Origin of the sequence: Mycolicibacterium aromaticivorans JS19b1 = JCM 16368, assembly GCF_000559085.1 — a bacterium.
Classification (GTDB): domain Bacteria; phylum Actinomycetota; class Actinomycetes; order Mycobacteriales; family Mycobacteriaceae; genus Mycobacterium; species Mycobacterium aromaticivorans.
The window spans coordinates 164,452-178,260 of sequence record NZ_JALN02000002.1 but is presented as its reverse complement, the minus strand read 5'-3'; the positions used below and the strand labels follow the sequence as shown (position 1 = coordinate 178,260).

The 13,809-nt window shown below is 66.4% G+C and carries 12 protein-coding genes; 5 read left to right on the top strand and 7 right to left on the bottom strand.

All coding sequences use genetic code 11. The annotated features are described in order from the left end of the window. Positions 1 to 412: 412 nt before the first annotated feature. Complete coding sequence (locus tag Y900_RS27130) at positions 413 to 2,476, bottom strand: NUDIX domain-containing protein (RefSeq protein ID WP_081845378.1); 2,064 nt, start codon at positions 2,474 to 2,476, stop codon at positions 413 to 415. Positions 2,477 to 3,408: 932 nt separating this feature from the next. On the opposite strand from Y900_RS27130, the gene Y900_RS27125 reads away from it, so the two are divergent. Further along, positions 3,409 to 4,557 (top strand): N-acetylmuramoyl-L-alanine amidase, encoded by a 1,149-nt coding sequence (locus Y900_RS27125; protein WP_475035522.1) that lies wholly within the window; start codon positions 3,409 to 3,411, stop codon positions 4,555 to 4,557. A gap of 133 nt (positions 4,558 to 4,690) precedes the next feature. Here Y900_RS27125 and Y900_RS27120 read toward each other — a convergent pair whose 3' ends face one another. The 4 genes from Y900_RS27120 to Y900_RS27105 are packed head-to-tail and all read right to left on the bottom strand — an operon-like array spanning position 4,691 to position 9,198. After that, positions 4,691 to 6,316 (bottom strand): NAD(P)-binding protein, encoded by a 1,626-nt coding sequence (locus Y900_RS27120; protein WP_192827614.1) that lies wholly within the window; start codon positions 6,314 to 6,316, stop codon positions 4,691 to 4,693. Beyond that, positions 6,316 to 7,317: a thiamine pyrophosphate-dependent enzyme gene (locus Y900_RS27115; RefSeq protein WP_036348362.1), complete on the bottom strand. Its 1,002-nt coding sequence runs from the start codon at positions 7,315 to 7,317 to the stop codon at positions 6,316 to 6,318. Before Y900_RS27115 ends, Y900_RS27120 begins: the two co-directional genes overlap by 1 nt. Before the next feature lie 11 nt (positions 7,318 to 7,328). Next, positions 7,329 to 8,588, bottom strand: a complete 1,260-nt coding sequence (locus Y900_RS27110; protein ID WP_036348360.1) for a transketolase C-terminal domain-containing protein — start codon at positions 8,586 to 8,588, stop codon at positions 7,329 to 7,331. Beyond that, on the bottom strand, positions 8,581 to 9,198 hold the full coding sequence (locus Y900_RS27105; protein WP_272945581.1) for a 2-oxoacid:acceptor oxidoreductase family protein: 618 nt from the start codon (positions 9,196 to 9,198) through the stop codon (positions 8,581 to 8,583). Before Y900_RS27105 ends, Y900_RS27110 begins: the two co-directional genes overlap by 8 nt. 346 nt (positions 9,199 to 9,544) lie before the next feature. Here Y900_RS27105 and Y900_RS27100 point away from each other — a divergent pair, with 346 nt between their 5' ends. Further along, entirely contained in the window at positions 9,545 to 9,757 is a 213-nt protein-coding gene (locus tag Y900_RS27100; RefSeq protein ID WP_051660495.1) for a hypothetical protein, read from the top strand. 84 nt (positions 9,758 to 9,841) lie between these two features. Here Y900_RS27100 and Y900_RS27095 read toward each other — a convergent pair whose 3' ends face one another. Beyond that, positions 9,842 to 10,246 carry a hypothetical protein gene (locus tag Y900_RS27095; RefSeq protein ID WP_237752741.1) on the bottom strand — a complete coding sequence of 135 codons (405 nt, stop codon included), beginning with the start codon at positions 10,244 to 10,246 and terminating at the stop codon, positions 9,842 to 9,844. Between the two features lie 592 nt (positions 10,247 to 10,838). Between Y900_RS27095 and Y900_RS33525 the strand changes: the two genes are divergently transcribed. Beyond that, complete coding sequence (locus Y900_RS33525; protein ID WP_272945580.1) at positions 10,839 to 10,961, top strand: hypothetical protein; 123 nt, start codon at positions 10,839 to 10,841, stop codon at positions 10,959 to 10,961. 334 nt (positions 10,962 to 11,295) lie between these two features. Continuing rightward, positions 11,296 to 11,553 carry a hypothetical protein gene (locus tag Y900_RS27090; RefSeq protein WP_036348355.1) on the top strand — a complete coding sequence of 86 codons (258 nt, stop codon included), beginning with the start codon at positions 11,296 to 11,298 and terminating at the stop codon, positions 11,551 to 11,553. A 524-nt stretch (positions 11,554 to 12,077) separates the two neighbouring features. Here the strand turns inward: Y900_RS27090 and Y900_RS27085 are convergent. Then, positions 12,078 to 13,205 carry a YVTN family beta-propeller repeat protein gene (locus tag Y900_RS27085; protein WP_036348352.1) on the bottom strand — a complete coding sequence of 376 codons (1,128 nt, stop codon included), beginning with the start codon at positions 13,203 to 13,205 and terminating at the stop codon, positions 12,078 to 12,080. Between the two features lie 341 nt (positions 13,206 to 13,546). Here Y900_RS27085 and Y900_RS27080 point away from each other — a divergent pair, with 341 nt between their 5' ends. Next, on the top strand, positions 13,547 to 13,807 hold the full coding sequence (locus tag Y900_RS27080) for an SHOCT domain-containing protein (RefSeq protein WP_036348349.1): 261 nt from the start codon (positions 13,547 to 13,549) through the stop codon (positions 13,805 to 13,807). Positions 13,808 to 13,809: the final 2 nt, after the last annotated feature.

Sequence of the window (13,809 nt, the reverse complement as noted above, 5' to 3'; positions counted from 1 at the left end):
CGATGCCCTCGGCGGTGAGCACCGGTGCGGTATCAGATGCGACGGATGCTCTGTGGTTGAGTGCGGTAGGTGCCTTGTCGTCCACGGTGACTCCCTTCATTGAGTCCTCGGTGGGTCGCTGAGGTGCGGTGTTGGTGGCGCGGCGGCGCTGGCATGACGGCTGTTTCAGCGAGATGTGCGCTGGGGGCGGCCACGGTTGCCGAGGATGGCGGGCATCCGGGAAGGGGTGGCGGTGAGGAGCAACCGCGGTGGGTCACGACGGCCATCGGCAGTGCCGTGTCAACCAGTGCTCGTGCAGTGGTGCGCCTCATCGCGCGCCTCACCTTCCCCGTCAGGGACGGACTGGCTCCACGATGGGCTGCGCGACGACCGGGGTTCAAGGGGACAACGGAAGCGACCCGCCAGACTAAGGTCATTTTTCCGCCCGCCCGGGTGGGTGACGGTCGAGCAGGGCCAGCACGATGTCGATCACCGCAGCGGTCAGGACACCGAGGCGGGGCTGCCCCAGTTGCGCGCTGTCCGGCAGGCATGACGCGGCAGGCAGGTCACCGTCGTCGTTCTGGCGGGCGCCGATCCCACTTAGGGGTAGTTGGCGGACACAGCTCACCTCGGCGACGTTGACGGGCCCGGGGTAGTGCGGCTTTGCCGACCAGGCCAGCACCGGGGTGACCAGGAATTTCGACTCGGGGTCGGTCATCGACGGCAAGACACCCAGAACGTGCACGCTGGCGGGGTCGAGGCCGGTTTCCTCGGCGGCTTCGCGCAGCGCGGTGCTGACTGCACTGGTGTCGGCGGGGTCTTGGCCACCGCCGGGGAAGGTAAGTCGGCCGGGATAGTCGGTGAGATCCGAGGCCCGCTCGGTCAGCGCCACCAGCGGTCCTGTGGGCCCGTCGGTGAGAAGGACGAGCACCGCCGCGGGGCGCAGCCGCAACGGATCCGGGAGATGCTGCGCGAGAGCTTGGTAACGCCGTTGCAGCGTGGTGGCCAGCGACTGCGCCCACTGCGGCAACACATTCGGCGACGGCGGCTGTGGTGTTGAGCCGCGGTGTGGCGGCGAAGTGCCGTCATCGGCGCTGGCCCAGCCGATCAGTGCTGAGTGCACGTGCATGGTGGCGATACCGGGCTCTGAATTGGGGGAGGCGACCAGGCGGGTCTGCTGGCCCAGCCCTGGGTGGCCGAACAGCGCCCGGGCCGGATGGTGCACGTCATGGTTGTGAGCATCGATCCAGTCGGCAGGGTTGTTGGCCATGGCCACCAGCGCTTGGCCAGAGCCGACCAGGTGGGCGATCTGGCCCGTGAACGGTGTGAGGCGTTCGCTCATCGCGGGCGCCAGCACAAGGTTGGCGCCCGCCTCGCTGAGTGTGTGCACTGCCTGCGGGTTGAGAAGGTCGCGGCAGATGGCGATCGCCAGGTGCCAACCGTCGGCGCTGATGTAGATCCGCAGTTCCGGCCAGCCCTCTGGCTGGATGTCTTCATTGATCGGATATTCGGCCGGAGAATGCTTGTCGTGCGTCAGCTGGCCGGGATATCCACGAACCCAGCCGATTGCGGTATTGCGGCGCCGGCGCGGCGAACCGGACACGTGGTGATAACTGCCGGCGATCAGCAGGCGCGGTCCATCGTCGCGACGAACCCACTGCTGCAGTGTTCGAGCCTGCGGCTCGCTCACACATAGCTCCGGCAGCACCACGATCGAGGCCCCGGCGTGTACGGCCATGCCGATCAGCTGCTCGATGACCTGGTGCTGTCGACGTGGATCGGTCGCCTGGATGGGGAACGCCGCCAGGGCCGGGTCTGCGGGTAGCCCGAAGTCATCGAGGCCCCGGTTGGGATGGCATGTCGCGATGATGGTGTCTTTGGTGACGATGCCCTGCAGCGCACCGAAGAGGCTGTAGTCGAACACGACCCGAAATTGGGTGGCCCATTCGCCGGCCAGCCGAACATGGCGCGTCTCGTCGAAGCGGTTCGCCAGTCGCCATGGCGGTGCCGTCGGGCGCATATCCATCACTGATCGGATATCGGGCGCACCCAGCGGAATCGGGTCGCCGACGGCGGGCTGGTAGGGGCTGCGCCGGTGAAATGACGCCACCAGGTGCTCCCTATAGTGCTCGTCCACGAGCAGTGCCAGTGCGTGGGCAATCGTCACCGGAGCGACCCCGTCCGCAGCGACCAGCGCACCGGCTAGCGCTGCGCGCATTGGCTCGTCCAGCTCGGCGTGCGCGGCGGCCGACTCGGCGATCACGCGCACCGGGGCAACGAGCGAGGTCACCGCGGCGCGGATGTCGGGATCGGCGGCCTGGGCCCACAGCACGCGGTGTTCGTCGCGGCATAGGTGCAGCAGGTGCGTGACCGTCACCAACGGGTCGGTCTCCTCGAGGACCCGTGCCCGCAAATAGTGCAGGCGTTCCTCGGGGGAGTGCAGTCGGGCGACGCACGGTGAGCACGGCACCGCACCCGGCCCGGTTTCGGTTGTCACCAGGGGGACCGAGGGGAGGCGACCACCGCGCCACGGTGGGTTGCGCGGGCGCTCGTCGACCGGGTTCGCGTCGCGGCAGGCATCGCTGATGAGCGCCCGGACGCTCCTTCGCTACCCCCCATACGGCGGCTCCTTCGAAGAGGCAATTATTGCCCGCTCGCAGTTGTTCCCGACCGACGCTGCGACACTCGAGCGTGTCTGCCGCCGCCGCTAGCCGAGCTGCTACTACTCAACTTAGTACATCCCGCGACATTGTGGGTGTGAGTCGAAACGCCGGGGAGTGAGAGTCAAGGGTCCGCACATGGATCGTTGCGGGGCAGTGCACGGCAGGTTCAGCGAGGATGAGCACACGAGATGACGACAGTGAACGTCACTACCGCCGATTCGAATCGGCAACCGGTTCCAATGCGATTGTGCTGGTTGGGTTTAGGCGTCGTGGCGTGGCCCCTGCCAGCCTTTTGGGCCGGTGTTCGAGCGCTCCTCGCGCGCGGCCCCAGATTTTGCACGCCAAGGTTGATGTCTAGGCCGATTCCAACCGGGCGGCCATCGCTGACACGTCAGTTCCCACGATCATGGCGCTTCGGCCTCATTGGTGCTGCGAGGACGCGGCGCGATGTCGGCGGTGGTGCTGGAAGACGTGATCCGACAGCTCGGTCGCTGCCGGTGGCACCTGTTCCCGCCCGAGTTGTCGATGGGACGATACGAGCCGGAGCTGAGTGGGTTAGCGCCGGGGCGCCCCGGGGTGTGGTCATCGTTGCCGTGATGCGCTCCCCGGCTGTACCATTCCCGCCGTTTCTCACGGAGTTTACCCTCGGCGCGTCGGCTCTCTGCGGGTCCGAACGGCGAGTTACCGTGGCGGCGTGCAACATCGCTGTCCGTGTGGGCACCCGAGGGCCCTCTCTCGGCGCGATGTTCTCAAATATGCTGCGGCGGTGCCGTTTACGCTGGGTGGGGCGGCAGTCGGTGGCGTATTGACCGGGCCGGCGCCGGCGCGGGCCGAGCCCGCCCGTTCGGTTGGGGCCATCGCGGCCGACCAGCCGGTCAACATCATTACCCGCGCGCAGTGGGGTGCCGGGGAGTCGATGCGGCGCGGAGCGCCGTTGTACGGCAACGCCGTCAACGCCGGTGTCGTGCACCATTCGGCCACCGGCAATGACTACACGCCGCGGGATTCGGCGGCCATCGTTCGCGCGATCTTCACCTACCACACCGCCACGCTCGGGTGGGGCGACATCGCCTACAACGCGCTGGTGGACAAGTATGGCCAGGTGTTCGAGGGCAGGTTCGGCGGCATGACGAAGGCTGTCGAAGGCACCCACACCGGCGGATTCAACCGAAACACCTGGGCGGTGTGCCTGATCGGCGATCTGGACAAGTCAGCACCGACACCGCCACAGCTGCGCGCGGCCGGCCAGTTGTTGGGGTGGCGGCTGGCCCTCGATGGCGTCGACCCCCACGGTACGGTCAGGCTGACCTCCGCGGGCGGGCCCTTCACGCGTTTCGCACCAGGGGCCACACCAACGTTGCCAACCATTTTCGCCCATCGCGACGTCGGCGACACCGACTGCCCAGGCAACGCCGGGTATGCCTTCCTGGGCCGAATCCGCGACATCGCGGCCCGATTCAACCAGCCACCCACCATCCAGGATTTGGCCGATTCGCTGCAGGGCGGGGCGATCTATGCCCGCTGGCAGGCGATGGGCGGCATCAATGGCCCACTGGGCGCGCCGACATCACCGGAGGCCCCCGGTGCAGGGTCGACGCGCTACGCGATCTTCAGCCACGGGGCCATCTATTGGTCCCCGGCCAGCGGCGCGCAGCCCGTGATCGGAGCTATCTACGACGCTTGGGCCATCCTGGGCTACGAGACGGGGCCACTGGGCCTGCCGACCAGTGCGGAGATTCAGGAGCCGGAATGGATCGTGCAGAACTTCCAGCACGGGACCCTCAACGTCGACCGGCAATCGTCAGCCGTGGTCAGCGTCATCGACGGGCAAACTAAGGCTGTGCCCCCACCGCCGGCGGGCGGACCGCCCACTCAGATCGAGCGGTTTTCACCGGCGCGCGAGCGAAACGTCTGAGCGGCAACCATGCATCCCACCGGCGACATGGTCGTCGCCGGTGGGCGGTCAACCGGCTGCTGCACAGGCTGATTCACACCCATCGGCGGCCTTGCCCACCGTGGTCGGCCCTCCGGCGGCTGGCCGCGCTGCGTCAGATTTCCTCGGGCTCCATGGTGATGGCGCCGCAGGGACATTCGGCGGCGCAGATGCCGCAGCCCTTGCAGTAGTCGTAGTCGATGCGGTACCGGTTGCCAGGGCCGAGCTTGATCACGGCGTTGTCGGGGCACACGCCGTAGCAGTTGTCGCATTCGAAGCAGTTGCCGCATGACAGGCAGCGGCGGGCCTCGAACAGGGCGGTGGACTCATCGAGGCCGCCGATGACCTCGTCGAAGGTGGAGGTGCGCCGAGCCGCGTCGAGGCTGGGGCGCACGGTGGCCGGTGCGTCGGAGTAGTACCAGGTGTTGAGCCGGTCGTAGGTCGCCGGGGCTGGTTCGGTCGGCGGAAGGTAGCTGCCGTGGTGCAGCCAAGCATCGATGTGGTGGGCGGCGCGCTTGCCGTGCCCGATCGCGGCGGTGACGGTGCGCTCAGCGGGGATCATGTCGCCGCCGGCGAACACGCCGGGGTGGCTGGTCATGAAATTGGGTCCGACGCTGACCAGGCCGTCGTGCTGGTCGATGTCGGGCATTGCCGCCAGCAGAGACAGGTCGGCCTGCTGGCCGAGCGCCAGGACGACGGTATCGGCGCCGAGCTCTTCGAATTCGCCGGTGGGTTGCGGGAATCCGACGTCGTCGAGTTGCATCTGCTCCACGGTGATGTTGCCCTTGCCGGCGTGGGTGATCGTGGAGAGCCATTTGATCTGCACGTCTTCGGCGAGGGCCTGCTCGATTTCGGTGTCGTGGGCTTCCATGCGGTCACGGGTGCGCCGGTAGATGACGATGGCGTCGGCGGCGCCCAGGCGACGCGCGGTGCGGGCGGCGTCGATGGCGGTGTTTCCGCCGCCGTAGACGGCGACCGTGCGTCCCAGTAGTGGCGGGTGGCCAGTTTCGGTGTCTTGCAACAGGGTCAACGCGTCAAGGATGTGGGCTGCGTCGCCGGCGGGGATGTCGATGCGCCGGGCGATGTGTGCGCCGACGGCAAGAAACGCCGCATCGAACCCCTCGTCGGACAGGGCGCTGCGGACGTCGGTCACGGTGCGGCCGGGCTCAAGGGTGACACCCAGCGCGAGGATGCGGCCGATCTCGGCGTCGAGGACATCGCGGGGCAGCCGGTATTTCGGGATGCCGTAGCGCATCATCCCGCCGGGTTGCTGGCCGGCGTCGCGCACAGTGACGGCGTGGCCGAGACGGGTGAGGTGGTAGGCGGCCGAAAGCCCCGAGGGACCTGCCCCGATCACCAGGACGCGCCGCCCGGTGGGTGCGGCGGTGTTGGGGAGGGTCCACCCGTTTCGGATGGCGTGGTCGCCGAGGAATCGTTCGACGGAGTTGATGCCAACCGCGTCGTCGAGCTGGGCGCGGTTACAAGCTGTCTGGCAGGGGTGGTAGCAGACCCGGCCCATGATCGCGGGGAAGGGGTTGTCGGCCATGATCTGCTGCCAGGCTGGTTCGTAGTGGCCTTCTTCGGCCGAGTACAGCCACTGTTGCACGTTTTCGCCTGCGGGACAGGCATGGTTGCAGGGTGGCTGCAGATCGAGATACACGGGGCGTTCGGTGCGCCATGTGCCAGTCTTGTTGGCCAGGCTGGAACCGACGTCGAGTGTGATCGCAAAGGGCTTGTCCATCAGGGCATCTCCGTTGCTTGCAACAAACCGAACCGGGCGATGTTGCGGTCGGCGATAGCCTGGATGGCCGCGATGATGTCGGGTCGCGGCGGATCGAACAGGTGCGCGTAGCGGCCCTGCAGTTGCAGGTAGTGCTCGACGGGTTGTTTCGTGCGGATGGGCGATACGCCCACGACGTCGCCGTGTTCGGCTTCGAAGACCGGGAACAGCCCGGTCTCCTTGGCCAGCCGTGCAATGCGGATGGTGTCGGCGGCCGCGCTGGCCCATCCCAACGGGCACGGCACGAAGATATGCAGGTATCGCGCCCCGCGAAATGTCATGGCGCGACGCACTTTGTCTTCGAGGTCGCGCAATTCGGCCACCGTCGCCGTGGCCACGTAGGGGATTTCGTGGGCCATCGCGATGAGGGGAAGGTTTTTTCCCTGACCAAATGCGTTGCCGGGCTTGCTTGCGACGGCCGGTGTGGTGGTGGTCGCCGCCGCCGGCGGGGTCGAGCCGGACCGTTGGACCCCGGTATTCATGTATGCCTCGTTGTCGTAGCAGATGAACAGCACGTCGTCGTTGCGCTCGAACATTCCTGACAAGCAGGCCATGCCGATGTCCACGGTGCCGCCGTCGCCGCCCTGACCGACCACCCGAACATCGGTGCGGCCCTTGGCCTTCAGTGCGGCGGCGACACCGGTCGCCACCGCAGGGGCGTTGCCGAACAGTGAATGCAGCCACGGGATCTGCCAGGATGTTTCGGGGTAGGGAGTGGAGAACACCTCCAAACAGCCCGTAGCGTTGACGGCGATCATCTGGTTTGCGGTGGCGCGCATTGCCGCGTCGAGCGCGTAGTGGGCACCGAGGGCCTCGCCGCAGCCCCGGCAGGCGCGATGCCCGCTGTTGAGGGAATTCGTGCGGGTCATATCGGCCTGGACACTGCGCTGCTCAGGGGTCAGCAGCCGGTTGCCGACCACGAAACTGCCGGTTTGATAGAACTTGATGGGTTGCACGGGCATGGCGGCCTCCCTCAGTGGTGTGCGGTCGCCGCGATGCCAGCGTCGCGCAGCAGGTTCTCGGGGCTGGGCCCCGAGCGTCGGACGTCCCGCGCACGCGCCAATTCGCGCTCCACGAGATCGCCCTTGAGATCGAGGAACGTCAGCGGCTCGGCCGTGTCGGCGACGGCGGCGGCGGCGGCGAAGATGGTCCGCAGCGAAGCGGTCGTGATTGGTCGGCCGCCCAGGCCAGCGACCACGGTGTAGCAGCGCAGGCCCAGGCCGGGGGTGGCGTTAGCCACCGTGGCCGCGACGATGCCACCCAGGCCCAGCTCAAATGCTTTCTCCACCACGACCACACGGTGGGCGCGGCTGAGCGCCTCGCGCACCGCCTCATGCGGGAAGGGCCGAAACGAGGTGATCCCCAGCCCGCCGATGCGTACCTGCTGGTCGCGCAGCTCATCGATCACGTCTTTGATGGTGCCGAGCACCGAACCCAGCGCCACCACGACCGTGTCGGCGTCCTCGATCCGGTAGGGCCGGATCAAACCGCCGGAGTCACGCCCTGAGGCGCGCAGGAACTCAGCGGCCACGGCAGGGACGACCTCGAGGGCCTGCTGGTGTTTGAGATGCGCCAGATAGCGGACCTCGGTGAACGCTTCGGGACCGACCATCGCGCCGATGGACACCGGCTCGGCCGGATCGAGGACCTGGCGCGGCTCATAGGGCGGCAGGAGTGAATCCACCAGTTCTGCCCCGGGGACGTCGATCGGTTCCACGGCGTGGGTGAGGACGAATCCGTCCATGCAGACCATCACCGGCAGTGAGAGTTCCTCGGCGATGCGGAATGCCTGCACGTGCAGATCGGTCGCCTCCTGGTTGGTTTCGGCATAGAGCTGAATCCAGCCGCAGTCGCGCTGCGACATGGCGTCGCTGTGGTCGTTCCAGATGTTGATCGGCGCCCCGATCGCCCGGTTGGCCACGGTCATCACGATCGGCAGGCCCAGCCCGGCGGCGTTGTAGAGGGCCTCGGCCATGTACAGCAGGCCCTGGCTGGCGGTGGCGGTGTAGGCGCGTGCTCCGGCGGCCGACGCACCGATGGCCACCGACATCGCGGCGAATTCCGATTCCACGTTGATGAATTCACACGGCGCCAGCTCACCGGCTCTCACCAGCCTGCTCAGCGCCTCCACGATGTGGGTTTGCGGAGAGATGGGGTAGGCGCAGATAACCTCGGGCCGGCAGGCGGCCACCGCCTCGGCCACCGCGCGGGAGCCTTCGATCTGCTTAAGCACGTTGAAATTCCTCACGCTCGGCGTGCACGAACTCGAAGGCTTGTTGCGCGGCGGCCACATTCGCCTCGGCGAGCGAGCCGGCGAACCGTCCGCGGATGGCGGCGACCACCGACTCCAGCGACACGGCACCGGTCAGCGCGGCGAAACCCCCCAGCAGGACCGCATTGGGGACCGGACGCCCGATGAGCTGCACCGCGAATACCGTCGCGGGAACCACCTGCAATTGCTCCCGGCGGTATTGTTCGACGAAGTCGCCGAGGCCCAGTTCGTCGAAGCTGCGTGAGGAATTGATCAACAAGTAGCCGTCGGATCGCAGTCCGTCAAAGACCGGCACCTGATGCAGCAGTGTCGGATCCTGGATGATCACGGCGTGCGGTTCGATGATCGGCTCGCGAGTGCGGATCGGCTGGTCGCTGATGCGGCAGTAAGCCACCACCGGAGCCCCGGTGCGTTCGGATCCGAAACTTGGAAACGCTTGCGCGTGACGGCCTTCGAGGAAGGCCGCCACCGACAGCAGTTCCGCGGCAGTGACCACACCTTGTCCGCCACGCCCATGAATGCGAACCCCGAATGTTCGTGTGCGCTGCGGTGGCAATCGGTGAGTGTCCACTCTGCCTGCTTACTCCGGCCGCGGTGCGCACCGGTAGGGCCCGAAGTCCTGATCTTGCTCGTAAGTTCGGTTACGGCGCCCGGTCAAGTGGACGCCGGCTGATCCACTCTGCTGCTGGGACCGCTGAGCGACCCGCGCGGGTAAACGTGGTCGGCCGCTATGCAGCGACCGCTGGTCAACGAATGGGCCTAACGACGCACACTCGTTGAGCCGATCTGCCCGGACGCGACGATGGTAGCCAACCGATGTCGTCGTGGGACAGCATTGACGGGGAACTACGGTGTTCTCGCAATTAGGAGACGATATGGCGGATCTGTCACAGTTTCAGCACCCTCGGCTTGCGCGCATGTATGAACGGATCAGCGCCGAATCTGAGCAACTCGGAACGGCCGAGCGCCGCGATCGCACGCTGACCGGATTGACTGGCCGCGTCATCGAGGTCGGTGCGAGCAACCGGTTGAACTTCCGACACTATCCCGACACCGTCGCCGAGGTGGTGGCCGTCGAGCCCGACGATCACCTGCGCCGTCGGCTGTGCGTTTCGCCGCAGTGTCGTTGAGTGACTCTCGGTCAAACATATCGTTTCAGCAGCGCAAATGTCGTACAGCCGAATACCCCTTGTTCCGCCGACGCCGTACACGCCTCAGGACACGACCGCCACCAGCGTTGCCGCGATCCACACTGCGGCCGCGGCCGACAACAGCCACCGAAACGCCGAGTGCAGCATGAGGTTTACCACCGCCATGACGCCGATCGACGACGCGCCGGCAACCGCCAGAACTGCCACCGTGGCCAGATCCCCGTCGCGCACGCCGGTGGCGGCCAGGTAGAGGGTCAGGATCCCGGTCGCCACCGCGTACCCGCCGAGAACGGTGAACACCCACCGCAGCCACCGGCCGAGGCGCGGTACCGCGGTAGTGACCTCGACGGCGCTGCGGTCCAGGTAGCGCAAGTCCTCTGGCAGTAAGGCGGGCCGCGCCAACGCAAAGAACCCTCCGATGCCGATGAGGATAACGCCACCGGCACCAAACAGCCACGCAGCCGTCATCACCGCTGAACTCCGCCCGTGTGTGCGCCAGTGGATCGATTTCTCGGGGCGGCAACGGGTTCGACCCCTACTCCGGTGAACGTTGCACCGGGGTGACGGTGCGCTGTGGTGCACAACCCGATCTGTCGAGACCAGACGACCCGGACTCGATGCCCTGCCCTCACGCCGGTCGGGACGGTCGAACACCGTGTTGGCGGCATGAGAGTGGCCGCGTCGTCTTCGTAGACGGCTAGGGCTGCGGTGTGCTCGGGCTGCTCGTCGAGGTCGGGGGGTGGTGCGGGTCGGTACTCGTTCCACCAGGACCCATCCCGCCAGGAACCGGCCCGCCAGGACTCATTCCACCGCCTGGGCCCATCCCGCCTGGAACCGGCCCGCCAGGACTCATTCCACCGCCTGGGCCCATCCCGCCTGGAACCGGCCCGCCAGGACTCATTCCACCGCCTGGGCCCATCCCGCCGGGTGCCATCATCCCGCCAGGCCCCATCATCCCGCCAGGCCCCATCATCCCGCCAGGCCCCATCGGCATTTGACCACCAGCGCCCGTCATCGGGCACGTGCCCGCCGGACCAGTTCTGTCGCCGTCGTAGCCGCGATGCCACCCCGAGTACCTGCCGAGGAAAAACCCGGAGAAGAAGAGGACCGCGACGATGAACACGACGCCTGCGACGATGCCTACCCACGCCAGGACAGCGGTCAGGCGACGACGCTGGTCTGACGCTGGCGACGACGCGATTACCGGCCACTCCCCGGAAGCGGGAACTGTCTGGGAGGAAGTTTCAGAAGATTCGGCCACGCTGTGATGATGCGCCGATTGAGTTCGCCCGGTGTGGTTTCCCCTCGATTCCCAGCGTGCGTACAGGATGTCCTAAAGAGGGTAGTACTAAGCAACTACGTTGATCACGCGCACGCTAGGTGTTCGTCGTTCAGATGTCTGCCACGCAGTCACGGCGCCCATGGCGCGCCATGTGTCCCAGCACTCCACAAACTACTAATGCGCTACCTACTTTCGTAGATAGTAGATATATGTCGATTGATGCGAAGGGGCGAGAATGCCGAGAAGACGGGAAGTCCGGGAGCGTCCAATCCCCAAGTCGCTGTATACGATCGAATACCAGCGAGAGCGGCGATGGCGGGTCGCGGGCTGGGTGTTAAAAGGGATCGGGACGGTGATGGCGGTCATCCACACCATTACCCACCTAGGGCGGTTGCGGATCATCGGGATGCAGGATCTGCTGATCGGGTATCCGATCGCCGCTGTGCTGATCCTAGCCGGTTTATCGGTCGTGGGATTCGCCGCCAGAACCTAGCGGCCGCAGCCTATTGCGGTTTCACCGACGGGTCCTGCCCGGCCTTGCCTGCAGCGCACGTGCCGGCGATGGGCCCCACTTGGTAGGGGCTTTCTCGGCAAGTGTCATATCGTCCTCCACCTCATATATCGTCGCCTGCCGTCGTCACCGCAGTCGGTCGGCACACGGGTGTCTGCAATCGCAGCGACGCACGGCATGCGGCGCAGGACGAAAGCGTCCGTGTATCAGCATGTTCCAACCGGTGCTGGGCAACCCAGTTCCCCAGGGTGCCGGCACTGCCCCAGGTCCCCGAGCACCCGGGCCGATCGGCTTCTCCGGTTGTGCGACGATCTGCACCGCCCGCTCCCGAAACTCCGGAGCGGTTTATCTTCGTGTCTGTGGCATGACTACTGCCTCCCACCGCATGCCTCCACGGTTCAGGGGAGATCCAGCTGCCGCGGCGGCTGCGGGATGAATCGTCGGCGACGACGGCAAGGTACGTGCGTGCGTACGTACGACAACAACTTTGACTGTTCTTCGCCGATCTAGTGTCCGTGCTGGTCGGGTGGTGGTTGCTGGGCGCGGTCGGCGTCGTTCGTGGGAGGTGTGGGGATATTGAGTGTGGCAGTGGCACCGAATGCGGCGGGTGGGCGGGGTGAGTAGCTGATTCCGCTGGGCTCAGCGCCGACAGCGACAGTCGCCACCACTGACATGCTGCCTAAGTTGATCGCCGACACCGTGTTGTCGTAGGTGTTGGTCACCCATGCCCTCGTTCCGGAGGTGTCGACGACGACGCCGTGGGGTCCTGCGCCGGTGGGGACGCTGCTGCGGACGGTCATCGCGGCGGCGTCGATCACTGACACAGTGTGGCCGGGTTTGTCGGGGGTGCCTTGATCGGCCGAGAGCACCGTCGCCTCGTCCGGGGTTAGGTACAACTGGACCGGAGGGGCCGATACGGGTGCGCTGCCGACGACCGTGCGTGCGTGCAAGTCCACTTTCACCACCGATGCAGGGGCGGTGATTCCTGCGTAGGCGTAGCGCCCGTCGGCGGTGACCGCGACCTGTGCCGGTCCCGTGCCCACGGGCACCGCGCCCAAGAACGTATCGGCGGCGGGGTCGATGAGATCCAGCGCGCCAGCCATGGTGTTGGCGACCACGATCACCGAGCCCCCGGCGGCGGGGCGTAGTCCATGCGGCATCCCGCCGAGGTTGATCCGGCCCACCGGCTGGAGCCCCGGGGTCTGGTACACCGACACGGTGCCGTCTCCGGTGTTGGTGACATAGACCCTGCCGCTGGGGGCGTCGATCACATGCGCGGGAGCTGGTCCAGTGGAGGCGGCAGCTTCCACGGTGTAGGTCGCTGCGTCGATCGCCACCACCAAGTTGTTGCTGCTGCTGACCGCGTACACCGTCGCACTGTCGCGACCCACCTGGACGTTGTGCGGTTTTTTCAGGCCGCGCACAGTCGTGGTCACCGCGTTGGTGGAGGCATCGAGCACTGTGAGGCTGTCCCCGCCCTCATCGGCCACCCACACCGACCCGGAGGGGGCCGGTTCTGGCGACACAGTCGTCGTCGGTGTCTGTGGTCGGGAGATGTTGTTTTCGCTCGAGCAGGCCGCCAGCGCCGCGGTAATCACCACAACTGCGGTAACGGCAACTCGTCGGGTTCTCATCGAAGGGTCCTTTCGCCGGTACCACAGCGTGCTGTGCCATCTGGATCTAGCCGTCACGCTTTACACAGGCGAGACGACTTTCGGATGCCACTGCGGCGCGGCACCATCATCGACCATGCACGCGCGATCGCCCCCGCGGCGCGGTTTCTTGAGCGAATCTTTACAGAACCCTCATCGATTCAACGTCATCCGTGCGCACTGTTGGAGTTAGCACGAGGTGGACGACCACGTTTTGCCGCAAGGCTCTGCTATGGGTTGCTTGTGCGACGCTGGTGTCGTACCTCGCGCATGAGAAGTTCGCCGCAGTGCGGCTTCATCTTTGAGGAAAGGAGCGGACGACGATGATGTGGTATGGCGGTGACGGCTGGGGATGGGGCGGTTGGATCCTGATGACGGTCGGGATGGTTGCGTTCTGGGCGCTGGTGATCACTGCGATCGTGTTTGCCGTTCGCTTTGTTGCCGATTCACGCCACACCTCCACCCGTCCGCCTGTTTCCGGGCCGATGCGGGCGGAGGATCTGCTCCACGAACGCTTCGCTCGTGGCGAGATCGACGGCGAGGAGTATCGGCAGCGCATGGCGCTGCTGCGTGATCACCGGTGACC

Excerpts from the sequence above, each read along its gene's own strand:
- Y900_RS27095 (WP_237752741.1), bottom strand. The coding sequence starts at position 10,246 with ATGACGGCTGCGTGGCTGTTTGGTGCCGGTGGCGTTATCCTCATCGGC.
- Y900_RS27090 (WP_036348355.1), top strand. The coding sequence starts at position 11,296 with ATGCCGAGAAGACGGGAAGTCCGGGAGCGTCCAATCCCCAAGTCGCTG.
- Y900_RS33525 (WP_272945580.1), top strand. The coding sequence starts at position 10,839 with ATGCCACCCCGAGTACCTGCCGAGGAAAAACCCGGAGAAGAAGAGGAC.
- Y900_RS27120 (WP_192827614.1), bottom strand. The coding sequence starts at position 6,316 with ATGGACAAGCCCTTTGCGATCACACTCGACGTCGGTTCCAGCCTGGCC.
- Y900_RS27080 (WP_036348349.1), top strand. The coding sequence starts at position 13,547 with ATGATGTGGTATGGCGGTGACGGCTGGGGATGGGGCGGTTGGATCCTG.
- Y900_RS27100 (WP_051660495.1), top strand. The coding sequence starts at position 9,545 with ATGTATGAACGGATCAGCGCCGAATCTGAGCAACTCGGAACGGCCGAG.
- Y900_RS27115 (WP_036348362.1), bottom strand. The coding sequence starts at position 7,317 with ATGCCCGTGCAACCCATCAAGTTCTATCAAACCGGCAGTTTCGTGGTC.
- Y900_RS27085 (WP_036348352.1), bottom strand. The coding sequence starts at position 13,205 with ATGAGAACCCGACGAGTTGCCGTTACCGCAGTTGTGGTGATTACCGCG.